The sequence below is a fragment of the Kibdelosporangium banguiense genome (genome assembly GCF_017876405.1).
In the GTDB taxonomy this organism is placed as follows: domain Bacteria; phylum Actinomycetota; class Actinomycetes; order Mycobacteriales; family Pseudonocardiaceae; genus Kibdelosporangium; species Kibdelosporangium banguiense.
This window is the reverse complement of the sequence record NZ_JAGINW010000001.1, coordinates 1,753,351-1,775,451: the sequence shown is the minus strand read 5'-3', so window position 1 is coordinate 1,775,451 and position 22,101 is coordinate 1,753,351. Positions and strand designations below refer to the sequence as shown.

The window sequence follows — 22,101 nt, the reverse complement described above, 5'->3', positions numbered from 1 at the left end:
GGGATAGTGCCTCGCAGACCCTATCCGACCAAACGGGGTAACAACCTCAGATCCGCCCGGCAACCCTTCGCCGACGCGCGATCTCAGCGAGCACGACACCAGCCGCGACCGACGCGTTCAGCGACTCGACGCCTGCCGCCATCGGGATCGACACAGTCTCGTCACAGCGCTCACGTACCAGACGGCTCAGGCCACGGCCTTCGGAGCCGACAACCACGACGATCGGACCGGTCGCGAGTTCGAGCTCGTCGACCGTGATCGAGCTGTCCGCGTCCAGGCCGACGACCATCAGACCGGTGTCAGCCCAGTCCTTCAGCGTGCGCGTCAGGTTCGTGGCGACGGCGACGGGCATGCGTGCGGCCGTGCCTGCGCTTGTGCGCCATGCGACGGCCGTGATGCTCGCGGAACGCCGTTGCGGCACAACCACACCGTGTGCGCCGAAGGCTGCCGCAGAACGGATCACAGCGCCGAGGTTGCGGGGGTCGGTCACGCCGTCGAGCGCGACCAGCAGGGCGTCTTCGCCGGATTCCTTGGCGATGTCGAGCAGGTCGTCCGGGTGTGAGTACTCGAACGGCGGGATCTGCAGGGAGATGCCCTGGTGAGTCGCGTTGTTGGTGAGCCGGTCGAGCTCAGGCCGGGACACCTCCAGCACCGAGAGCCCGCGGTCGGCCGCGAGTTGAACAGCGGCGGTCACACGGTCGTCCGCGTCGATGCCGATGGCGACGTACAGCGCCGTCGCCGGCACCTCCGCGCGCAGGCACTCGAGGACGGGGTTACGACCCGCGACGAGTTCCGACGTCGGGCCCGTGTCGCGGCGCTTGGTGTCGTTGCGCTGCTTTGCCTGTGGGCTCAGCGGCTTGCGGTAGGCCTTGTGGTTCGGCCGCTCGTGCGCCTTGGGCGTGGGGCCCTTGCCTTCCAGGCCCTTACGCCGCTGGCCACCGGAGCCGACCACGGCCCCCTTCTTGGTGCCGGGCTTCCGCATCGCACCCTTACGCCTTGAATTCCCGGCCACGTCAGCTGTCCTTCAATGTCCATAGTGGACCGTCGGGAGTGTCCTCGACGGTGATTCCGGCTGTCAGCAGGCGATCCCGCACCGCATCGGCAGCCGCGAAGTTCTTGTCCTTACGGGCCCGCTGGCGTTCGTCCAGCAGAGCCTCCACCAACGCGCCGAGCGCGCTGCGGTGTGCCGCGTCCGCTGTGGACTCCTCAGACCACTTGGCGGACAACGGGTCCAGGCCGAGCACGCCCATCATCGCGCGCACCGCACCGGCCGCACGGCGAGCACCGGCCTCGTCGCCGGAAGCCAGCGCGACGTTGCCCTCACGAACCGCGTTGTGCACAGCGGCGATCGCCGCGGGCGTGCCCAGGTCGTCGTCCATCGCGGCACTGAACTCCGCGGTGAACTCGCTTGGCTCGACAACGCCAAGACGACCCGTGACATTCCGCAGGAACGTCTCGATCCGGCCGTACGCGGCGACTGCCTCGGCCAGCGCAGGGCCGGAGTACTCGATGGTCGACCGGTAGTGCGGCGACACCAGGTAGTAGCGCAGCTCGACCGCGCGCACGTTCGCGAGCATCTCCGGGATGGAGACGACGTTGCCCAGCGATTTGGACATCTTCTCGCCCGACATGGTGACCCAGCCGTTGTGCAGCCAGTAGCGGGCGAACCCGTCCCCGGCCGCACGCGACTGTGCCTGCTCGTTCTCGTGGTGCGGGAAGATCAGGTCGATCCCGCCGCCGTGGATGTCGAACTCGCCGCCCAGGTAGGTCGTGGCCATCGCCGAGCACTCCAGGTGCCAGCCCGGCCGGCCCGGGCCCCACGGCGTCGGCCAGGACGGCTCGCCCGGCTTGGCGGCCTTCCACAGCGTGAAGTCCCGGCTGTCGCGCTTGCCCTCGGCCGCGCTCTCGCCCTGCTGCACCTCTTCCGGACGCTGCCCGGAAAGCGCGCCGTACTCGGGGAACGAGCCCACGGAGAAGTACACGTCGCCGCCTGAGGCGTACGCGTGACCGCGGTCGATGAGCCGCTGCATCAGCTCGATCATCTGCGTGACGTGCCCGGTCGCACGCGGCGCGTACGACGGCGGCAAGCAGCCGAGCGCCTCGTAGGCGTCTTCGAAGGCGCGCTCGTGCGTCTCGGCCCATTCCCACCAGGGACGGCCAGCCTCGGCGGCCTTCTTGAGGATCTTGTCGTCGATGTCCGTGACATTGCGAACCAGGTGGACGTCCAGCCCGTCGGCTTCGAGCCAGCGCCGCAGCACGTCGTAGTTCAGCGCGCCACGAACGTGGCCTATGTGCGGAACGCCCTGCACAGTGGCCCCACACACGTAGATGGACGCCGTTCCGTTCCGCGCGGGGTGAAACTCCCGCGTGCTCCGGGTCGCCGTGTCATACAGGTGAAGGCTCACGCAGAGATGGTACGGGATGAGGTGAATGGCTTTTTACAAACCATTCTTTGTGAGAACTTCCGATAATGCCGACGGCCGTTGCCCGACCGGCAACGGATCGACGATCGCGACCGCACAGCCGATCCGGGCAGCGCCGCCATCAGCCTCTTCACTGTCGCCGATCATCAGCACGTCCTCGCCTGGCAGGCCTAGCCGCTCGCACGCCAGGGCGAACAGCCGCGCGTCCGGCTTGACGTAACCCTCCTCATAGGACAGTACGAACTCGTCGACCAGGTCGGACACGCCGAGGATCTCGAACGCGGGCCGGATGTCCCACGCGATGTTGCTGATCACACCGATCCGGATCCCGTCACTCGCCAACGTCTTCAACGCCTGCGCGGTATCCGGATACGGATCCCAGCTGGCCATGTCCAGCATCCGGTCGTAGAGCAGTTCGGGGTTGCCGACACCGGCACCACTCAGCACGGCGAGATACAGCGCGCGGTGCGCGGGCGGGTCGAGATCCCGGCGGTCCCACTGGTCGTGCAGATGCTCAGGCAGCCCCGGCGGACGCCCGGTCGGCGCCGTCATCTGCCGCATGACCTCGGCCTGGTCCTCTCCGCTCAACGGCAGGCCCTGCAGGTCGGTCAGCCCGTCCAGATTCGGCTCAAGCCGGAAGAGAGTGCCGGAGAAGTCGAAGAGAACCCCACGGATCGCCATATCCCCACGTTAGTGGGGGCGGACGGCCGGTTGGGCCGCCCGGGATGTGACGTCAGACCGCGTTGCCCGTGAGTTTTTCGGGGGTCAACCGGACGATCACTCGCACGTTGTCGGTGCCCACGTCGCCCTTGTAGTCGTCGCCGGTGTACTTCTGGGCCAGGGTGTTGATCAGCTCGGGGCCGCCTTTCTCAGTGAACGAGACTGGGCCGCGGGCTTCGAAGTAGTTGTACGGGTTGTCATGGTCGAACACCGTGATGCTCGCGCGGGGGTCACGGCGCAGGTTGCGCTCCTTCAGCCGCCCGACCACGGTCGAGACCAGCAGGTCGTCGCCGTCCCGGGCGATCCACACCGGGGAGGTCTGCGGGCTGCCGTCGGCGTTGAGCGTCGCGAGGGTGGCGAAGTTCTTGCCGTCGACCAGCGAGCGGATGGTGTCGTTGAGTGAAGCCATACGCCCAAGCCTAGGACGCTGGTTCGTCGGTCGCAGAACCTCCCGCAGGGCGGACATCCACCGCGACGAGCAGTGCTGTGGCGATCGCGGCGATGCCCTCACCGCGACCGGTCAGGCCAAGCCCGTCCGTGGTCGTCCCGGACACCGCGACCGGACCGCCGACCGCCGCCGACAGGACGTCCTGCGCCTCCGCGCGGCGCTTGCCGATGCGTGGGGCGTTGCCGATGACCTGAACAGAGGCGTTGCCGACCTGGAAACCGGCCGCCTCGATCCGGCGCCGGACCTCTGTGAGCAATTCCACTCCGTGCGCGCCGCTCCACCGTGGGTCACCAGTGCCGAATACCGCGCCAAGGTCACCGAGGCCTGCGGCGGTCAGCATCGCGTCGCACAACGCGTGAGCCGCGACATCGCCGTCCGAGTGTCCTTCGCAGCCGTCCACGCCGTCCCAGAGCAGACCGGCCATCCAGCATTCGCGGCCTGCCTCGATGGGATGAACGTCGCAGGCGGTGCCAACCCGTGGGATCACGGAGTCACGGTAGCGACGTCGAACTCCGTGCGGATGCGCAGCCCGTGTGGATGCCCCGGGACCGTGCTCAACGGCACCCCCAAGCCGCCGGGCAGGTCACCTTCGGCCTGCTGGAGCAATTCGACCGCCGTGCCGAGCGGGGACTGCATCACTCGCAGCTCCTCGCGGTCCCGCGTGCCGGTGATCCGGCCGTCCTGGTCGACCACTTTGACCGTATCGGTCAAGGGGAGCACGGGAATGACGGCTTTGGCACCCTGTTCGAGCGCCTCGACGACCGATTTGATCACTTGCGGCGGAGTTGCGGCCCGTGTCACATCATGGACGAGGACAAAACGAATGTCAGGAAACGCCGATATCGCCGCTCGCAGGCCCGCTGTGTGATCACCGACGACAACCGAAGACGCTGCGGTGTCCATCCAAGCGAACCTCGACGGCGATGGGGTACAAATGAAAACGTGCCGCACGCAACCCGCCTCAAGCAGGTTGCGCACGGCACGTTCGATCAATGGCATGCCTCGCACGGAAACGTCACCAGTCGCCGGCACGACTGCGAGCGCGACGGAACTCATACTCACGCCCGTGGTTTCCGTACTTGCGGGTGGTCTAGACCGCCGCGGCGGTGGCCAGAACCTCGTCGAGGAGGACTTCAGCCTTGTCCTCGTCGGTGCCCTCGGCCAGTGCCAACTCGCTCACCAGTATCTGTCGAGCCTTGGCCAGCATCCGCTTCTCGCCTGCGGATAGGCCACGGTCCTTCTCACGCCGCCAGAGGTCTCGCACCACTTCGGCCACCTTGTTCACATCGCCGGAGGCGAGCTTCTCGAGGTTGGCCTTATACCGCCGTGACCAGTTGGTCGGCTCCTCGGTGTGAGGAGCACGCAAAACATCGAAGACGCGGTTCAGACCTTCTTGACCCACGACATCACGAACGCCCACAATCTCGGCGTTGTCAGCGGGTACACGAACCGTGAGATCACCTTGCGCGACCTTGAGGACGAGGTACTTCTTCTCCTCGCCCTTGATCACGCGGGTCTCGATTGCTTCGATGAGAGCGGCACCGTGGTGCGGGTAGACGACGGTCTCTCCGACCTTGAAAACCATGTGTCCTCTGCCCCTTTCGCTGACCCCATTCTAACATGCCCCGCAATCCCCCTCAGTTCGGCTTGGGACGGGTAAGCGCAGGTCAGCGGCCCGAGGATGGACCGCCTGGGGGTTGACAAATACTTGCGCTCGTGCGTCGAAGTGACAATTCATGATCTTGATGAGATACTCTCCGATCCTTTGTGGACATCAACTTGCCGACCGGGCGCGAGCCGCTCGCGGGGCGCCGGATACCCTTCGGGCCGACGCGTTTTCCCCAGGAAGGACCGGCAACGTGAGTCGTGAACGACGCAGCCTGCGCTTGGCCCCTGCAGTGGTCGGGATCGCGCTCGCACTCGCGGGCTGCGGCGCCGGGCAGATCTCCCAGACCGCCGGCATGGAGCCCGCGGTGAACGGCAGCAACGGCAACGCCGGGCCCATCGCCGTGCGCGACATCCAGCTCGCCTACCCCGAGCACGGCGTCTACGAGTCCGGTTCGGACGCGGTCATCCTCGGCACCATCGTCAACGCCGGCCAGGCCGACGACGAACTGGTGGCCGTGACCAGCCCGGCCGGGACCGTGGTCGTCACCGGCGACAAGAGCCTGCCCCCGGGCCGCTCCCTGATCGCCGAGCTGCCGGTCGGCGGCCGCCTCTCGAACACGCCCGTGGCGACCACCCCGTCGAACCCGGCCACCACGATCGGCGGCACGACCACGACCGGCGCCACGACCTCCGGCTCGCAGACCTCGGGCTCGGCGACGTCGGGCTCCCAGACCACGGGCAGCAGCGCGACCACGTCGACCACGGCCACGACGACCTCTGCCCCGGCGGCGCCGAAGACCATCGGCAAGGTCACGATCGTGCTGACGAAGCTGAAGGAAGAAGTCCGCTCGGGCAAGACCGTCGAGCTGGTCTTCGCGTTCCGCAACAGCCAGGTGACCCTGATCGTCCCGATCGCCGTCCCCACCACCCCACGTGCCCCGGCCGCAACCCCCGATCACTGAATCTTCTGTCCTCGCTTCGCTCGGACGGGCTTGATCGCCAAAGCCGGCCATTTCCACCCCGCCCCACGCAACCGACATCTTCCGCTGTGGCGCGGCCACGAGAAGGGCTGGGGCGATGTCGGGCGCGTTGCGGCGCGTAAATGACCAGCGCGATCAAGCCGCCTAGTCGCGATCAAGCCTCGCCGAGCGAAGCGAGGCAATCCAACACTGTCGGAGGGTGCCGCTAGGTTCTCGGGCGTGGCTAAGAAGGTTGCTTCCGCGTATCGGTGTGCCGAGTGCGGTGGGGTGGTCTCGAAGTGGTTCGGCCGGTGCCCGGAGTGCCAGGCGTGGGGGACCATCGAGGAGGTCGCCGCTGCCAGACCCGCGCTCGCGAAGGTGGTGGCGGGCGCGCCGGCGTCCCCGGCCAGGCCGATCGCCGAAGTCGATGTCGAGTCCGCGCGAGCCCAGAAGACGGGCGTCCCTGAGCTTGACCGCGTCCTGGGTGGGGGACTGGTTCCCGGAGCGGTCGTCCTGCTGGCGGGTGAACCCGGTGTCGGTAAGTCGACGCTGCTGCTGGAGGTGGCGTACCAGTGGGTGGCGCGAGACGATTCCTCAGGCCGGTCCCTCTATATAACCGGTGAGGAATCAGCGGGCCAGGTCAGACTGCGTGCGGAACGCACGGGCAATGTGCACAACGAGATGTTCCTGGCCGCGGAAAGCGACCTGGCCACGGTTCTGGGCCACGTGGAAGCCGTGAAGCCGACCATGCTGATCATCGACTCCGTCCAGACGCTGAGCTCCCCGGCGGTGGAGAGCTCAGCGGGCGGCGTGACCCAGGTCCGCGCGGTGACGGCGGCGTTGGTGGCGTTGGCCAAGGAGCGAAGCCTGCCGGTGGTCCTGGTCGGTCACGTCACCAAGGAAGGCTCGGTGGCCGGGCCTCGCGTGCTGGAGCACCTGGTGGACGTGGTGCTGCACTTCGAAGGCGACAAGTACTCGTCGCTGCGCCTGGTCCGGGGCGTGAAGAACCGGTTCGGCGCGGCGGACGAGGTCGGCTGTTTCGAGATGGTCGAGGAAGGCATCGTCGGTGTGCCGGATCCGTCGCTCATCTTCATGAGCAACCGGGTCGAAGGCGTCGCGGGCAGCGCGATCACAGTGGTCACCGAGGGCAAACGAGCCCTGCTGGGCGAAGTGCAGGCCCTGGTCACGAGTACCGAGTCGCCGATGCCGAGGCGAGCGGTCAACGGCCTGGACGCCTCCCGCGTGGCCAAGGTCCTCGCGGTCCTGGAGCGCCGGGCGAGCCTGCCACTGGGCAAGTCGGACGTGTTCACCGCGACCGTCGGCGGAATGAAGATCATCGAACCGGCGAGCGACCTCGCCCTGGCCATGGCGGTGGCCAGCGCGAAGCTGGACATCCCGCTGCCGAACGACATGGTGATCATCGGTGAGGTCGGCCTGGCCGGTGAGGTGCGCCGGGTGGGCAGCGTCGGCAGGCGGCTGGCCGAGGCCGCCCGGCTGGGTTTCAAGCGAGCGCTGGTGCCGCCGGACTCCGGCCGGCTGCCCCCGGACATCAGGGCGACCGTGGTGCCCGATCTGCGCACGCTTGTCGACACGCTGTCCAAGCGCTGAGGCCCGTGCGTCCCCCGACCGACGCACGGGCCCTGGTGGTATATCGGTTCAGCCCGTGGGTTTGTCACCCACTTTGTCCACAACCCCTGTGGATACCGATGTGTAGCCGGTCACTGTGCCCTTGGGGACGCTCGGGTAGTCCTGCGCCGCGGTCTGGCGTTCCCCGATGAACTGGCCGGTGACGGGGTCGATGATCAGCTCCTGCCGCAGGCCGCCGCGTTCGAAGCCCAGCCCGACGCCCACCCGGCCGTCCAGGTTCGCGTTGTTGTCGCTGATCTTGAGATCCGGCGACAACGCCACCGCCCGATACAGGTTGGCCCGGACCGCGGCCGGCGCTGTCGCGCTGCGGATCGTGTCCGAGACGACGACCAGCACTTCCAGGTCGGGGTCTTGGCTCTGTTTCGCCGCGGCCGCGCGTAGCAGGTCGTAGAGCTGCTTCGGGTCGGTGGGCAGGCCGGCGAGGAACTCGGGTGTCGGCCGTTCCCAGCCGCCTTGCCGCTGGCACGGCTGTTCGCCGGGGTTCAGATAGAAGTCACCGCACTTGGCACGGAGTTCCTCGGGGGTGTTCTCGTCCGGGTTGATGCCCAACGCCTTCAGCTCAGCGTCGCTGCCCGTGATCCATTTGCGTTGGCCTGTCGTGCTGCTGCGCTGCAGCCATTCCTGCGTACGGTCGGCAGGGATCCACGTCTGGGTGACGCTCTCCTCGAGATACGTCAACGGCTTGTCACCGGCGATGGTCACCGAATGCCACTCGTGGGACTCGGTGTAGAGGTACTGCCCCGGTTTCACGACCGGGTCCGACGCGCCGATCTTGTCGGCGGCGCTGTTGAGCACGGCGGCCGCCGACGCGGTCGAGGGCGCCGGCTCGTCACCGAACTGGAGCGTCGGCACGATCAGAACCCCGGCGACGACTGCCGCGATGGTCGCGATCGCGGCCACCCAACGGCCCCAGTGCCGCTTCTTCTCAGCAGGTACCGGGCTTCCCGCCGCACGCATCAGTTCGGCGCGTGCCCCGGCCAGCGACTCCTCCCCGGGTGGGACCTGCGCACGCAAGGTGGCCAGTGCCTGATCGAGTTCTTCCTCCGACCACATCGGCCGCACGTTCTCCTGCTCAGTCATGGCTGCCCCCCTTACGCAGTTGCTTACGGACCCGGTGCATGCGTGATCGCACCGTGCCAACGGGAATGTCGAGTGCCTCGGCGACCTCGGTCGTGTCGAAGCCTGCCCACGCGGTCAGCAGGAGCACGTCCCGGTCGCCGGGCGAGAGCGCGGCCAGCGCACCGGCGAGCTGCCGGGCCTTGGTCTGCGCGTCGACCTGTTCGGCGACCCGGCCGGCGTGACTGACCACCGGAATGTCTGCCGAATACGCCTTCAGTTCGCGTACTTCGTCGCGCACATGTCTGCGCATCAGATTCGTCGCGATCCCGTAGAGCCAGGACCGGACTGCGGCGCGGGCCGGGTCATAGCGGTGCCGCTGGTTCAGCGCGACCAGGAACGTCTCGCTGACCAGGTCGTCGGCGGCAGTCTCACCGACCCGGCGCACCAGGTAGTACCGCAGCGCGGCGGCATGGCTGTCGAACAGCCGGCCAAAGACAAGGCCGGGATCGGGCCCGCTCAAGTCGGGCCGATCCCGGCCGAACGGCCCGCCACTGGAGTGACTGTCGGTCATAGGTCTCACACCGACAATTGCCAGCAGGCGGGCCTGACGTTCACGCGCTATTTCATTGGGCGGCGCTGAGCAGCTGTGCGCAACGAATCAGCCCGAGGTGGCTGTACGCCTGTGGGTGATTGCCCAGCGAGCGCTCGGCGATCGGGTCGTACTCCTCGGGGAGCAGCCCGGTCGGCCCGGCACAGTCGACCATCTGCGCGAACAGGTCTTCCGCCTCGGTCCGGCGGCCGCACAGCAGGTACGCCTCGATCATCCACGCGGCGCACAGGTGGAAGCCGCCCTCATTGCCCGGCAGGCCGTCGTCACGGTGGTAGCGGTACACAGTGGACCCGCTGCGCAGCTCCGCCTCGATGGCGGTGACGGTCGACGCGAACCGCTCGTCCGACGGGTCGATCAGGCCGGAGAGGCCGACGAACAGCGACGCGGCGTCCAGGTCCGTACCGTCGTAGGCCGTGGTGAACGACTTGACTTCCTCGTTCCAGCCCTTGGTCTGGACGTCCTGGGAGATCTTGTCGCGCAGCGCGTGCCAGCCCGGATTCGGTTCCCTGCCATAGGTTTCGGCCAGGGTGATGGCCCGGTCGATGGTCAGCCAGCACATCACCTTGGAGTAGATGTGGTGCCGTGGGCGGTGCCGCTCTTCCCAGATGCCGTGGTCGGGTTCTTCCCAGCGACGCGTGACGGCCTCAGCCATCGCGTTGGTCATCCGCCAGTCGTCGTCGGTGAGCTTGCCGCGAGCCTGGGACAGCTCCACCACGAGGTCCACCACCGGGCCGAACACGTCGAGCTGAACCTGCTGGTTGGCAAGGTTTCCGACGCGCACCGGCCGTGAACCGGCGTACCCGGGCAGCGTGTCGATCACGGCCTCGGGGCCAAGACCGGTGCCCGCCAACGTGTACAGCGGATGCAGCCGCTCCGGGCCGGGAACCGTGGCCAGAACCCCGTGCACCCAGTTGAGGAACGCCTCAGCCTCCACTGTGGACCCGACCGAAACCAGTGCTCGCGCGGTCAGCGCGCCGTCCCGCAGCCAGCAGTACCGGTAGTCCCAGTTGCGGATGCCGCCGATCTCCTCGGGCAGCGATGTGGTCGCCGCGGCCATGATCCCGCCGGTCTCGCTGTGGCACAAGCCGCGCAGTGTCAAGGCGGAACGGGCCACGAGGTCCCGCTCGATCTCCGGGAACTTCAGCGTGGACAGCCATTCGGTCCAGTACAGGTTCGCGCGCTGCTTGCGTTCCGGCTCCGGCACCAGGTTGGGCGCCAGGTCGTCTGTGCCGCAACGCAGTTCGAGCAGTACCTGCTCGCCGTTCGGCGCCACGACCGCGCGGGCGGTGTCGTGCATGCCGTCCGACGTGATTTCCCAGTCGACGCCGGGGGAGTGCAACGCCATCGGGTCGGACGTACCGACCACACGCAGGCCGTTCTCATTACGCACCAGCTTGACCGGCACCTGGCCGAACTCGGGCCGTGGCGCGAACTCGACGACCGCGCGGCTGCTACCGGTGATGACACGGATCAGGTCCGTGCGGTGCGCTTCGGCGTAGTGCTCGAGGTAGTCGGTGACCAGCAGGCCGGACCAGCGCGTCTCGACGGTCATGGTGCCCGGCAAGTACCGCTGCCCCAACGGAAGGCCGCCGCGCTCGGGCGTCACCGACAGGTGACCGGCGCTCGGACCGCCGAGCAGGTCGGCGAAAACCGCCGCCGAGTCCGGCTCCGGGTGGCACAGCCAGGTGACGCGGGCTTCCGGCGTGACCAGGGCGACCGAGCGCTCGTTCGCCAGCATCGTCAGCCGTTCGATCGGCGTGGCCTGCTCGCCGTACAGCCAGTTTCGCCGTTCCTCCAACAGGAACGCGAGCATCGTGGCGACCGCGGGGGTGTCGTCGATGTGGAAGTGCGCCAGCGTCTGGCCGGTGCCGACCTTCACACCGAGGTCCGGGCCGGACAGCCGGGCGAAGGCCTTCTCGTCGGTCACGTCGTCGCCGACGAAGATCGCCGCGGTGGCGCCGATCTGGTGCCGCAGCACGTCCAGGGCGTGGCCCTTGTCGGTCTGCACCACCGCGAGCTCGATCACCGCCTTGCCCTCGGTGACCTGGATGCCTTCCCAGGTGCACGGACCGCCGCGGATCACGTCGGCCACCCGGTCGGCCACGTCCTGCTCGGCGCGCCGGAAGTGCACGGCGACGCTGGCCGGCTTGACCTCCAGGTGCACGCCCGTGGCGCCCTCGGTCAGCTTCTCCAGCTCGCCTTCCAGCCGCGTGTGCAGGTCGCGGGCCGGGCCGTTGAGCGAGTGCACGAACCCGATGTCGAACTCGGATCCGTGGCTGCCGACCAGGTGGACCTCGGCGGGCAGGCGGGACATGGTCGCCAGGTCCCGCAGGGCCCGGCCGGAGATCACCGCGGTGGTGGTCTCGTGCAGTCCGGCGAGCGAGCGCAACGCACCGACCGACTCCGGTTGAGGACGAGCCTTGTCCGGGTCTTCGACGATCGGTGCCAGGGTGCCGTCATAGTCACACGCGACCAACAAACGGGGGGTGCGTGCGAGCTGAACGATCGCCCGCCTCAGTTCGGCGGGGAGAGCCTCGGCAGTCACGCCTTCTCCTCGTGCTCCAGCGTGGCAGCCATTGCCACTATTGGGTGAAATTACGATCTGAACTGATTCAGTTCAACCCCTGTGACCCCAGAGCCTCAAGGAACGACCGTGCCCAACGGTCGACGTCATGTGTGAGGACCTGGCGTCGCAGAGCGCGCATCCTACGGCGACCCTCCGCGGGGTCGATCGTAAGGGCCGCATGCAGCGCGTTCTTGACCCCATCAAGATCATGTGGGTTGACCAGGAACGCACTGGTGAGCTCGGCGGCCGCACCGGCGAACTCACTGAGCACGAGGGTGCCGCCCAGGTCATGCCGGCACGCCACGTACTCCTTGCACACCAGGTTCATCCCGTCGCGAACCGGTGTGACCACCATGACATCGGCGGCGGAGAAGAAGGCTACAAGCTCCCGCCTGTCCACCGACTGGTGCAGGTAGTGCACGACCGGGTGACCCACCTTGCCGAACTCGCCGTTGATGCGGCTGACCACCTGCTCGATGCCCGCCCGCATCTGCTGGTAATGCTCGACCCGTTCCCGGCTGGGCGTGGCCAGCTGGACCATCGTCACCTCATCGGGGTCGATCCGGCCCTCGACGAGCAACTCGTGCAGCGCGTGCAGCCGGACGTCGATCCCCTTGGTGTAGTCCAGCCGGTCCACCCCGAGCAGGATCTTGCGCGGGTTGCCCAGGTCCGCGCGGATCTGCTGGGCGCGCTGGATCACGTCCCGCTTGCGGGCCATGCCGTCCAGCCCGGCCGAGTCGATCGAGATGGGGAACGCCCCGACCCGCACCGGCCGGTCGCCGACGTGGATCAGGCCGGGCCTGGTCCGCACGCCGACCGCGGCCCGGGACGGCTCGAGGCCCACGAGCCTGCGCGCCAGCCACAGGAAGTTCTGCGCACCACCCGGCCGGTGGAACCCGACCAGGTCGGCACCCAGCAGCCCGCGCACGATCTCGGTCCGCCACGGCAGCTGCATGAACAGCTCCACCGGCGGGAACGGGATGTGCAGGAAGAACCCGATCCGCAAGTCGGGACGCTGCTCCCGGAGCAGCTGCGGCACCAACTGCAGCTGGTAGTCCTGCACCCAGACCGTGGCGCCCGGCCCCGCGATCGCCGCCGTGGCCTCGGCGAACCGGTGGTTGACCTTGACGTAGCTGTCCCACCACGTCCGGTCGAACACCGGCGACTCGACCACGTCGTGGTAGAGCGGCCACAGCGTGGCGTTGGAGAAGCCCTCGTAGTAGTCGCGCACCTCCGTGGCCGACAAGGTCACCGGGATCAGCCGCAGGCCGTCGTCGTCGAATTCCTCGACGTCGACGTCCGCGACACCGGGCCAGCCGACCCAGGCCCCGCTCTTGGACCGCAGGAACGGTTCCAGAGCGCTGACCAGCCCGCCGGGGCTGTGCTTCCAGCGTTGCGTGCCGTCAGGCGCGCGCTCGAGGTCAACCGGCAGCCGGTTGGCCACGACGATGAAGTCCGCACCACTGTTCACCGGGAGAGAGCCTCCTTGTGATGACACTGACTAAAGACAGTAGCCAGTTAGTCAGCTCGGCGCGTCCGGCAAACGGTCAGGTGGTGAGTCTCACTTAGACGCCCTCGACCGCAAGCCGATCGAACGTGGCGTACCCAACCGGCGTTCCAACCTACCTAGCCGCGTACGGACCGGTTGCGCTAGGTATTCGCCGAGCACCACACCGGCACCAAGTGCCAGCGCGATACCCAACGCAGTCATCAACGTTCCGACACCCGCGGTGGTGCCGTCTACAGCGAGTTCGTACATCGAGCGGTACGTGCTCAGCCCCGGCAGCAACGGCGTCATCCCGGACACGGCCACCACAAGCGGCGTGACGCGCAGGCGCCGTGCCATCACACCACCACAGAACCCGATCCCGACGGCGGCGGCCGCGGACGCCACGATCGGTCCCGTGTTGGCCAGAACGAGGGCGCCGTACCCCACGGCACCCAACGCACCGGCAGCGCTCGCGACCAGAAGGGAACGCAGAGTCGCGTAGCTCGCCAGCGCGAAGCACCCGGCCGCGGCCGCACCGGCCACCGTCTGCAACGGCAGCCTCAACGCGGACGGAGGCAACGGGGCCGCGATCGGAGTCTGCGGCATGCCCAGCTCAACAGCCATGTTCAGGGCAAGGACCACGCCACCGATCAACCCGGCGGTCATCAGCGCGATCTCTATGGCCCGGCCGGCCGCGGTGACGTTGTACCCGGTGATCGCGTCCTGCACAGCGCTGACGACAGACAACCCGGACAGCAGCACCGTGATCGCGGCAGCGACGACAAGCGTCGGCCTCTCGCCGACGACCCCAGTGCTCACCACAGCCAGCGACCCACCCGTGGCCAACGCCCCGCCGACCACCTGCTGAAAGAAGAACGGCAGGCCACGCCGGTTGAGAACCCGTCCCACCCGGTCGACGATCGCGGTGATCAACGCGGCGACGAGCGCGACCAGCAACCCACCACCAAGCAGGACCGCGACCGAAGCCGCCATCCCAGCCCACGCAGTCGTGGCCACCCAACGCGGATAGGGGTGCTTCGCCCGGGTGATCTTGTCGAGCCGGGTGGCCGCCTGCGCCGCACTGATCCGTCGCCGGGTGATGTCCCTGACCAGGCGCTCAACCTCGGCAAGACGCGTGTAGTCAAGCCCCCGCGAGTGCACAACACGCAACGACGTCACCGGCGCCACCTCAGGCCCCCGATGGCAGCAGACAGTGATAGAGGTGAACGTCACATCCACCTCGCAGTTCAGCAGGCCGCAAGCGTTTGCGACTGCGATGATCGTGGCGGTGACATCAGAAGCGCCCGCACCCGAGCTCAACTCGACCTCACCGATCCGCAACGCCAAGTCCAGCACCAGATTGACGGTCATCTCGTCAGGTGCTTCGTCACCCCAGCTGCGCTGCGCGTACAGCACTTCCGCGCTCCTCCCGGCTCGAACTCCCGCGTGGCATCGCAGCGCCGAACCCCGGCGTTGCAGTGGCGTGCACCACAGGGCAGAGCCGGTGTGTATATGGGTTGTGGGGGCCGCTTACGATGTGCGGAGAAAGAGACCAAGCCGGTGTAGCTCAATTGGCAGAGCACTCGCCTTGTAAGCGAAAGGTTACGGGTTCGAGTCCCGTCACCGGCTCACCTCGGGACGACCCTGCTCGCGCTGACACGCTCGCCGGGTCGCCTCGCGTGATATTGGGGGCCGAGCCCCCATGCCCCCACGAACTGACCGTCGGCTTGCGCTATCGAGACCAGCTCAGCAGGACGGCGCAGGCCATCATGGCCGGCATGGCCCATCGCATCGCGAGGATCTGGCGCTTGTTCGCCCGAGGGTCGACGACGTGGTCCGGGTAGACGGAAACCGACCAGCTGACGGACACCAGGAACATGCCGCCGGTGACTGCGGGCCAGACGGGAAGCTCGGCGACCACCGTGGGCCACAGAAAGTAGGGCACCACCAATGCGGCTGCCCCGAGGAACAGGGCGCTCGCCGAAATCGCCAGGTGCCGTTTCAATGCCAGGAAGATGATGAACACCGAAGTGGCGGCGGCGAATGACACAATCGCTCCGCTCCGGATGTAGGCGGGCGAGTCGTTCATGACCGCGAGCACTCCGGCGGCGAGGATCACGAGTCCGGCGATCCCGAAGATGCCCTGGATGGCGGCGGGCACGAACTTAACGGGCTGCAGACCCGGAGCGAAGATGTGCGCGTAGACGACCGGATCCCCGAACGCCTCCTGCGGGCTCTTTCCGGTGTCCGCGCAGTGCGCGTCGACCGCGTTGAGCAGTTCCTCGATCCGGTCGGCGGACAGGTCCCGGGTGCGTAATTCCCGCAGCAGGGCTTCCTGCCACGGATCCAGCTTCCGGGTGATCATCGTTCCCCCCTTGTGCAGGCGCGGGGCTTTACCCAGAACCTAGTCATGGCGTCAACCACTTGATCTTGTTCGCCCCGACGGCGTAACGGCGATAAGCCGAACGCTGGAAGGGCTTACGCGCCTAGGACTCCGGCCTCCGGAACGATTGTCGCCTCCGCGATCACGTTGGGCTGAGCGCCACCCAGCAGATGGGAGATCACGGATTCCAGTACCGCGATCTGCTCGGCCGCGTGGCCGCGCAACGCCATGGGGGCCATGTTCTCGGCGCCGATGGAGACGACTGTCTTCAGTGCGTAGACCGCATCGTGGGCGCCCCAGACGGTTTGCATTGTCGGGTAGGTGGTGCTGCAGCGCCAGCCGCCGTTTTCCATTTGCAGGGCAAGGAGTTTGCTGATGCCGCGTTGCAGGATCGGGTCACTCAGGTCCGATCCGGCCCGGCTCGGCGCACCAGCGTCCACGGGGTTGTGTAGTGGCGGAAGATCAGTCGTGAGTCGGTTCCCGGGTCCACCAAAGTGTCCGAAAGGGACGATGGCCAGGGTTTCATGGCGGCCGGGTCGAAGCGGCGCCTGAGGTGCTCTCACGGATGTGAGCGTCGCGGGAACCGTGTTCGCCAGCCGCAGCGGCGACTACAGCACGCGGTGGGCGCTCCCGCTGCGCGTGGCCAACGCCGGCATGGCCCGGCTGATGGCCAAACGGCCGGTCGGTTAGCGGTTTGACCTGCGTCTACGGCGGGATCGTGTGATACACCTGTCTCGCTGAGCGTGGGAGGCGTGCCGTGGCGGAGGAGCGGGACCCGGTCGACCGGGTCGACCGGGTGGTGGCGCAGGCCGGCCGGATGGCGGGCTGGCTGGCGCGCACGAGCTGGCAGGCGGCGAGCAGGCTGCCGGGCGGTGAGGCGGCGCAGCGTCAGTTCCGGAAGGCCGAGAAAGCCGTCCTCGACGAAGTGCGGCGGCGCCTGGACGCCGAGGAGACCTTCACAGAGCGGTTGATCGGAGAGTCGCCGGCCGTTGTGGACGGTCACGTCGACGCGGTCCGCTCGGCAATGGCCGAACTGCTGCGTCTGTCGACCGAGCTGGACCGCAGGACGGGCCGGGAACATCTTTTCCTGTCGATCGTGCGGCAGCTTGTCCCGGATGAAGCCCGGATTCTGGCGGCTTTGTCGGACGGTTCGGTGTACGCGCTGGTGCATGTGGCGGGGCGGTCGGCGTTGGGCGGGCCGCAGCGGATCGTGTTGCGCAATGCGTCCTCTGTGGGCCGTGCGGCCGGGGTGATGTTGCCGGATCTGGTGCCGAATTACGTGACACGGCTGGAAAGCCTCGGTGTCGTCGAGGTCGGGCCGGAGGATCCCGCGCTGGGTGTCCAGTACGACATCCTGCTCACCGAGGATCGGGTTCGTGCGGCCGAGGAGGAAGTGCGCACAGTCCGGAAACTGACGCCGCGGTACGCGCGAAGGACATTGCGACTGTCCACTCTGGGCGAGCAGTTCTGGGCCGCTGTGGACCCGGCTCGGGCCGGATGAACGAGATCCTGGCGGACTTCCAGCGCAACTGGCTCGTTTACCTGTCGATGCCGGTGATCGCCGCCTTGATCGGTTACGGCACCAAGGTCGTGGCCATCCGGATGATGTTCCGGCCGATCGAGTTCGTCGGTGTCAGACCGTTCTTCGGCTGGCAGGGCATTGTCCCGCGTAAGGCCGCGCGGATGGCGGCGATCGCGTGCGACACGATGACCGATCGGCTGATCTCGGCCGGTGACGTCGTTCAGCGGCTGGACCCCGAACGGGTGGCAAGGGAACTCGAGCGGCCGCTGCTGGAGGCGGTCGACGAGATCACCCGGGAGATCGCCGCGGAGTACCAGCCGGGACTGTGGGAATCGCTGCCGGCGCAGGCACAGGATCTCGTTGTGCGGCGGGTGCAGGCCGAGGCACCGAAAGTGGTCAAGGCCATCCTGTCCACAATTCAGTCCGACGTGGATTCGGTTTTCGACCTCAAGGGCATGGTCGTGGAGAACCTCGTCAAGGACAAGGAGCTGCTCAACCGGATCTTCCAGGAAGCCGGCCGTGAGGAGTTCCGGTTCATCGCCCGCTCCGGCATCGTGTTCGGATTCGTGATCGGCTTCGTGCAGATGTTCGCGTGGGCCACGTTGCACTCGCCGTGGGTGATGCCGATCTTCGGCGGTCTGACCGGCTGGTTCACCGACTGGCTCGCCCTGAAAATGATCTTCAACCCGCGGGAGCCGAAACGGTATTTCGGTCTGTTCCAGTGGCAGGGACTGTTTCTCAAACGGCGTAAGGAAGTGGCCGCCGACTACGGTGAACTGATCGCCAAGGAGATCATCACACCGCACAACGTGCTGCACGCCGTGCTGCGCGGGCCGCTCGCGGACCGGCTGTTCGCGGTGGTCCAACGGCAGGTCACCGAGGCCCTCGACCGGCAGACCAGGCTCGCCCGGCCGCTGGTCGCGCTCACCGTCGGCGGACGGCGCTACCAGGAGATGAAGCACAGTGTCGCGGAGAAGGTGATGAACCGGATGCCGGAGACGCTCACCTTCATCGAGGACTACGCCGAAGAGGCGATGGACATTCGCAACACATTGGTCCAGAAGATGCAGGAGCTCACCGCTGAGGAGTTCGAGGAACTGATCCGGCCCGCGTTTCAGCAGGACGAATGGATTCTGATCACGGTCGGCGCGGTACTTGGCTTCGCCGTCGGGGAGCTTCAGGTCCTGCTCGTGGAGAACCTCGCCCACTGACACCTGTTATCCATATGCCAGTATTGCTAACGGGCCGCGGAAACGCGCCGATCACCGGTGGTCGATTCGGGCACGTGGGAATCCGGCGAGGTGGGAAAGATCAATTCGCGAAGAGTGGCTACGGGTACCCTGCCGTACCCGCCGGCCAGTCTGCTCGGCCGGCTGACGGATCGGACCAGAGAGGATTTCCTGGCGGTCGGGGTTTCGGAGAGCAGACCCGCCGGTGTGACAATCATCAGTCAGGGTGAAGCGGATTCGAGCGCGATGCTGTTGCTGCACGGGTCGGTGAAAGTTCTGGCGACCGACCCGGCGGGTGAGCGGACCCTGCTCGCGATCAGGGTCGGCGGTGATCTTGTCGGCGAGATGGCGGCACTCGATGTGGGGCCGAGATCTGCGACAGTCATCTCGTGTACCGACATTTTCTTCAAGCGCATAACCCGGGCGGAGTTGCGTAACTTCCTCGCCAGGCATCCGGACGCGGCCATTGAGGTGGCCACGATGCTGAGCGAACGATTGCGTTGGGCCGACCGGCGAAGAATCGAACACGGCCGTCCGGCGAGTGTGCGAGTCGCGCGTGTTCTGGTCGATCTGTACGAGTCATACGGCACACGTATGGGCGCGCGTTGGGACCTCGGAGTGCCTCTGACCAGGGAAGAGCTGGCCTCGATCGCGGGTATCAAGCTGAGTACCGCCGAAAAGATCATTCGCACTTTTCAACAGGACGGTCTGGTCAGTGGCCGTTACCGCGGCATCGCCGTACTCGATATGGCCAGGTTGCGGCTACGTGCGGAAATACCGTGACTCTTGTACTGTTAAAAAGTTCCACCGAGTGGCTGAACTTGTTCTCCTAAATGCTGATGAACCCGTACCAGTGCCGGTTTCATACGGACGACCTACAGCATAGTTACGCAGGGACACCTACTTCCCTCAGTCCGTAACACGAAAGGTCTAATGGATGGACGGTACGGGCTTCCGGCGGTCGCTCTATGTCGGAGTTGATATTCGTGGGTATGGCGCCGCGCCGGAGCAGCGTCAGCAGAAATGGCAGGAGACTCTCCTGCGGTGTCTGGACCGGGCCGCGGCTTCCATGGGCCTGAACCGGGCGCGCTGGGCCCGTCAGCAGCAAGGCGACGCGGAGTTGTGCGTGCTCCCGCACGACGAACACGAACCGCGCGTGGTCGATGGTTTCACCAGACGCCTGGAGGCCGAGCTGCGGCTGCACAACGAGGAAGTAGTGCCCTGGGCGCGGATGCGCCTGCGGATGGCCGTGCATCACGGGGTGGTCGTCAACGGCCCCAACGGCTATCCATGCCGCGACGCGGTCGTGGTCAGCCGGCTGCTGGACTCCAAGCCGCTGCGTGGGGTGCTGGAGCAGTGGCCGGAGGCCAACCTCGCGGTCATGTTGTCGGATCTGGTCTACCACTCGGTGGTCGAGGCGGGTCACACCTCGCTTCGAGCCGACCAGTTCCGGCGCCTGGCCGTGCGGGAGAAGGAGTTCAAGGGGTACGGGTGGCTCTGGCTGCCCGGCTGTGCGGACTCGCTCGACATGTTCAGCCGGCCGATAGTGCCGAGATGGGACGCCGCCGGGGTGCAAGCGCGACCGTACGTGGTCCGTGCCGAAGAGGTGTCCGATGTTGTCGTCCGAGGGCGGCACCGGACCACGGCGCAGCGCGGGTTCATCGGCGGATGACGACGGGGTGGCCTTGCCCCCAACGCACAGGCCACCCCGGCGTAACTGACCTAGGATTCCGGCCGTGGTGTACCAAGCCGACGATCGGCGATACGACAAAGCGGAATTCCGGCGTAGCGGGCGAAGCGGACTCAAGTTGCCGTTGATCTCGCTCGGCCTGTGGCAGAACTTCGGCGGATCACGGCCCTACGAGCTCGGCCGGCAGATCGCCCGGCGCGCGTTCGACCTTGGCGTGACCCACTTCGACCTGGCCAACAACTACGGCCCGCCCTATGGCTCGGCCGAGGAGAACTTCGGCCGCATCCTCACCGACGACCTGCGTCCCTACCGCGACGAGCTGGTCATCTCCACCAAGGCAGGCTACGACATGTGGCCCGGCCCGTACGGCGATCACGGCTCACGCAAGTACCTGCTGGCGTCGCTGGACCAGTCGCTCGCCCGGATGGGCCTGGACTACGTCGACATCTTCTACTCGCACCGGTTCGACCCCGAGACCCCGCTCGAAGAGACGATGGGTGCGCTCGTGAGTGCCGTGCAGCAGGGCAAGGCGCTGTATGTCGGCATTTCGTCGTACTCCCCGGCCAAGACGCGGGAAGCCGCCGAATTGCTGAAACAGGCGGGCGTGCCGCTGCTGATCCACCAGCCGTCGTACTCGATGCTCAACCGCTGGATCGAGCCGGAGCTGCTGGACGCGCTCGAGGAGGTCGGCGCGGGCTGTATCGCGTTCTCCCCGCTGGCCCAGGGTCTGCTGACCGACAAGTACCTCAACGGCATCCCGGAGGGTTCGCGCGCCTCCCAGCACGGCTCCTTGCAGCCGGACCACCTCTCCGAGGAGAATATTGCGCGGGTACGTGGGCTCAACGGGATCGCACAGCAGCGTGGCCAGAGCCTGTCGCAGCTGGCGCTCAGCTGGGTGCTGCGGGACGCCCGCGTCACGTCCGCGCTGATCGGCGTGAGTTCGGTCGAGCAGCTGGAGCAGAACCTCGCGGCGCTCGACGCCCCGGCGCTGACCGACGCCGAGCTGGCGGAGGTCGACAAGTACGCCGTCGAATCCGGACTGGATCTGTGGCGGCCGTCACGTGTAGCCGGCTGATCGAACGGGAACGCGGGTGCGCGCGACGCTAAGGGCCTGCGCACCCGCGGTTCAACGTTTCTGTTCCGATCTTCACACCTGATCTTCCGTTCCCCCTGGTAGGCCGTCTGTCGGCCAGGCGATGGGCTGAACGGCGCAACCACCTCTGTTACGTTCCCCTGGCATGTCCGGAAAAACCTTCGGCCAGGCGGTTGTCGACATTCCGTCCATATCGGACGGTCAAGGAATATGGCGGGTGGCACGGGATTCCCAGTCACTAGACCTGAACTCTTCGTACGCATACCTGTTGTGGTGCCGTGATTTCGCCGCGACGTCCGCGGTGGTCAGAGTCGACGGTGTCGTTGTCGGCTTTGTCATCGGCTATCACCGTCCGTCCGAGCCGGACACATTGGTGGTCTGGCAGGTCGCGGTGGACGACGCGCACCGCGGTCGCGGGATCGGTGCGATGCTGCTGGACACCGTGGTCCGCCGCACCGGCGCCAGACATCTCGAAGCCACCGTCACCTCGGACAACAACGCCTCCATCGGGCTGTTCCGGGCCTTGGCCGCACGCTGGAGTGCGGGCATGACCGGCGGTCAGCTGTTTCCCGCTGAGCTTTTCCCCGACGAGCACGACGCCGAGTTCCTGTTCCGGATCGGCCCGTTCGTCTCCGTGAGTGCCCCCGCGCTCTGA

At 67.0% G+C, this 22,101-nt stretch carries 23 protein-coding genes and 1 tRNA gene; 10 read left to right on the top strand and 14 right to left on the bottom strand.

Going from position 1 to position 22,101, the window contains the following annotated elements; genetic code table 11:
* Positions 1-46: 46 nt before the first annotated feature.
* The 7 genes from rlmB to JOF56_RS08350 form a co-directional block, all read right to left on the bottom strand.
* Entirely contained in the window at positions 47-1,012 is a 966-nt protein-coding gene (gene rlmB / locus JOF56_RS08380) for a 23S rRNA (guanosine(2251)-2'-O)-methyltransferase RlmB (protein ID WP_209636109.1), read from the bottom strand.
* Between the two features lies 1 nt (position 1,013).
* Positions 1,014-2,405: a cysteine--tRNA ligase gene (gene cysS / locus JOF56_RS08375; protein ID WP_209636107.1), complete on the bottom strand. Its 1,392-nt coding sequence runs from the start codon at positions 2,403-2,405 to the stop codon at positions 1,014-1,016.
* 33 nt (positions 2,406-2,438) lie between these two features.
* On the bottom strand, positions 2,439-3,104 hold the full coding sequence (locus JOF56_RS08370) for an HAD family hydrolase (protein ID WP_209636105.1): 666 nt from the start codon (positions 3,102-3,104) through the stop codon (positions 2,439-2,441).
* Positions 3,105-3,156: 52 nt separating this feature from the next.
* The gene (locus tag JOF56_RS08365; protein WP_209636103.1) at positions 3,157-3,552 is read right to left on the bottom strand and encodes a PPOX class F420-dependent oxidoreductase; all 396 of its coding nucleotides are present in this window, start codon (positions 3,550-3,552) and stop codon (positions 3,157-3,159) included.
* A 10-nt stretch (positions 3,553-3,562) separates the two neighbouring features.
* Positions 3,563-4,078, bottom strand: coding sequence for a 2-C-methyl-D-erythritol 2,4-cyclodiphosphate synthase (gene ispF / locus JOF56_RS08360; protein ID WP_209636101.1), 516 nt, complete (start codon positions 4,076-4,078; stop codon positions 3,563-3,565).
* Positions 4,075-4,590, bottom strand: a complete 516-nt coding sequence (locus tag JOF56_RS08355; RefSeq protein ID WP_245379234.1) for an IspD/TarI family cytidylyltransferase — start codon at positions 4,588-4,590, stop codon at positions 4,075-4,077. The genes ispF and JOF56_RS08355 overlap by 4 nt, the downstream gene beginning before the upstream one ends.
* A 91-nt stretch (positions 4,591-4,681) precedes the next feature.
* Positions 4,682-5,176 (bottom strand): CarD family transcriptional regulator, encoded by a 495-nt coding sequence (locus JOF56_RS08350; RefSeq protein ID WP_033392499.1) that lies wholly within the window; start codon positions 5,174-5,176, stop codon positions 4,682-4,684.
* Positions 5,177-5,450: 274 nt separating this feature from the next.
* Between JOF56_RS08350 and JOF56_RS08345 the strand changes: the two genes are divergently transcribed.
* Together JOF56_RS08345 and radA are read left to right on the top strand one after the other, a co-directional pair.
* On the top strand, positions 5,451-6,161 hold the full coding sequence (locus JOF56_RS08345) for a hypothetical protein (RefSeq protein ID WP_209636099.1): 711 nt from the start codon (positions 5,451-5,453) through the stop codon (positions 6,159-6,161).
* Positions 6,162-6,398: 237 nt separating this feature from the next.
* On the top strand, positions 6,399-7,766 hold the full coding sequence (gene radA, locus JOF56_RS08340; protein WP_209636097.1) for a DNA repair protein RadA: 1,368 nt from the start codon (positions 6,399-6,401) through the stop codon (positions 7,764-7,766).
* A 48-nt stretch (positions 7,767-7,814) separates the two neighbouring features.
* Here radA and JOF56_RS08335 read toward each other — a convergent pair whose 3' ends face one another.
* From JOF56_RS08335 to JOF56_RS08315, 5 genes are all read right to left on the bottom strand, one after another.
* Complete coding sequence (locus JOF56_RS08335) at positions 7,815-8,885, bottom strand: CU044_5270 family protein (RefSeq protein WP_209636095.1); 1,071 nt, start codon at positions 8,883-8,885, stop codon at positions 7,815-7,817.
* The gene (locus JOF56_RS08330) at positions 8,878-9,435 is read right to left on the bottom strand and encodes an RNA polymerase sigma factor (RefSeq protein ID WP_209636093.1); all 558 of its coding nucleotides are present in this window, start codon (positions 9,433-9,435) and stop codon (positions 8,878-8,880) included. The genes JOF56_RS08335 and JOF56_RS08330 overlap by 8 nt, the downstream gene beginning before the upstream one ends.
* A gap of 52 nt (positions 9,436-9,487) precedes the next feature.
* Positions 9,488-12,019, bottom strand: a complete 2,532-nt coding sequence (otsB, locus tag JOF56_RS08325) for a trehalose-phosphatase (protein WP_209636091.1) — start codon at positions 12,017-12,019, stop codon at positions 9,488-9,490.
* Between the two features lie 67 nt (positions 12,020-12,086).
* Positions 12,087-13,511: an alpha,alpha-trehalose-phosphate synthase (UDP-forming) gene (locus JOF56_RS08320; protein WP_307854981.1), complete on the bottom strand. Its 1,425-nt coding sequence runs from the start codon at positions 13,509-13,511 to the stop codon at positions 12,087-12,089.
* 90 nt (positions 13,512-13,601) lie between these two features.
* Positions 13,602-14,900: a threonine/serine exporter family protein gene (locus tag JOF56_RS08315; RefSeq protein ID WP_209648091.1), complete on the bottom strand. Its 1,299-nt coding sequence runs from the start codon at positions 14,898-14,900 to the stop codon at positions 13,602-13,604.
* A 185-nt stretch (positions 14,901-15,085) separates the two neighbouring features.
* Between JOF56_RS08315 and JOF56_RS08310 the strand changes: the two genes are divergently transcribed.
* Positions 15,086-15,158: transfer RNA gene (locus JOF56_RS08310), tRNA-Thr, on the top strand.
* A 103-nt stretch (positions 15,159-15,261) separates the two neighbouring features.
* Here the strand turns inward: JOF56_RS08310 and JOF56_RS08305 are convergent.
* On the bottom strand, positions 15,262-15,894 hold the full coding sequence (locus JOF56_RS08305; protein ID WP_209636081.1) for a hypothetical protein: 633 nt from the start codon (positions 15,892-15,894) through the stop codon (positions 15,262-15,264).
* A 113-nt stretch (positions 15,895-16,007) separates the two neighbouring features.
* Positions 16,008-16,352: a hypothetical protein gene (locus tag JOF56_RS08300; RefSeq protein ID WP_209636079.1), complete on the bottom strand. Its 345-nt coding sequence runs from the start codon at positions 16,350-16,352 to the stop codon at positions 16,008-16,010.
* A gap of 127 nt (positions 16,353-16,479) precedes the next feature.
* Here JOF56_RS08300 and JOF56_RS59445 point away from each other — a divergent pair, with 127 nt between their 5' ends.
* The 7 genes from JOF56_RS59445 (at position 16,480) to ectA (ending at position 22,101) form a co-directional block, all read left to right on the top strand.
* Positions 16,480-16,602, top strand: a complete 123-nt coding sequence (locus JOF56_RS59445; RefSeq protein WP_281065431.1) for a hypothetical protein — start codon at positions 16,480-16,482, stop codon at positions 16,600-16,602.
* 67 nt (positions 16,603-16,669) lie between these two features.
* A complete protein-coding gene (locus JOF56_RS08295) occupies positions 16,670-17,413 on the top strand; it encodes an Abi-alpha family protein (protein ID WP_307854980.1) in 744 nt (247 codons plus the stop codon).
* Positions 17,410-18,645 (top strand): DUF445 domain-containing protein, encoded by a 1,236-nt coding sequence (locus JOF56_RS08290; protein ID WP_209636077.1) that lies wholly within the window; start codon positions 17,410-17,412, stop codon positions 18,643-18,645. Before JOF56_RS08295 ends, JOF56_RS08290 begins: the two co-directional genes overlap by 4 nt.
* Positions 18,646-18,759: 114 nt before the next feature.
* The gene (locus JOF56_RS08285; protein WP_209636075.1) at positions 18,760-19,446 is read left to right on the top strand and encodes a Crp/Fnr family transcriptional regulator; all 687 of its coding nucleotides are present in this window, start codon (positions 18,760-18,762) and stop codon (positions 19,444-19,446) included.
* A gap of 154 nt (positions 19,447-19,600) precedes the next feature.
* Positions 19,601-20,335, top strand: a complete 735-nt coding sequence (locus tag JOF56_RS08280; RefSeq protein ID WP_209636073.1) for a hypothetical protein — start codon at positions 19,601-19,603, stop codon at positions 20,333-20,335.
* Positions 20,336-20,399: 64 nt separating this feature from the next.
* Complete coding sequence (gene mgrA / locus JOF56_RS08275) at positions 20,400-21,428, top strand: L-glyceraldehyde 3-phosphate reductase (RefSeq protein WP_209636072.1); 1,029 nt, start codon at positions 20,400-20,402, stop codon at positions 21,426-21,428.
* 163 nt (positions 21,429-21,591) lie between these two features.
* Positions 21,592-22,101 (top strand): diaminobutyrate acetyltransferase, encoded by a 510-nt coding sequence (ectA, locus tag JOF56_RS08270; protein ID WP_209636070.1) that lies wholly within the window; start codon positions 21,592-21,594, stop codon positions 22,099-22,101.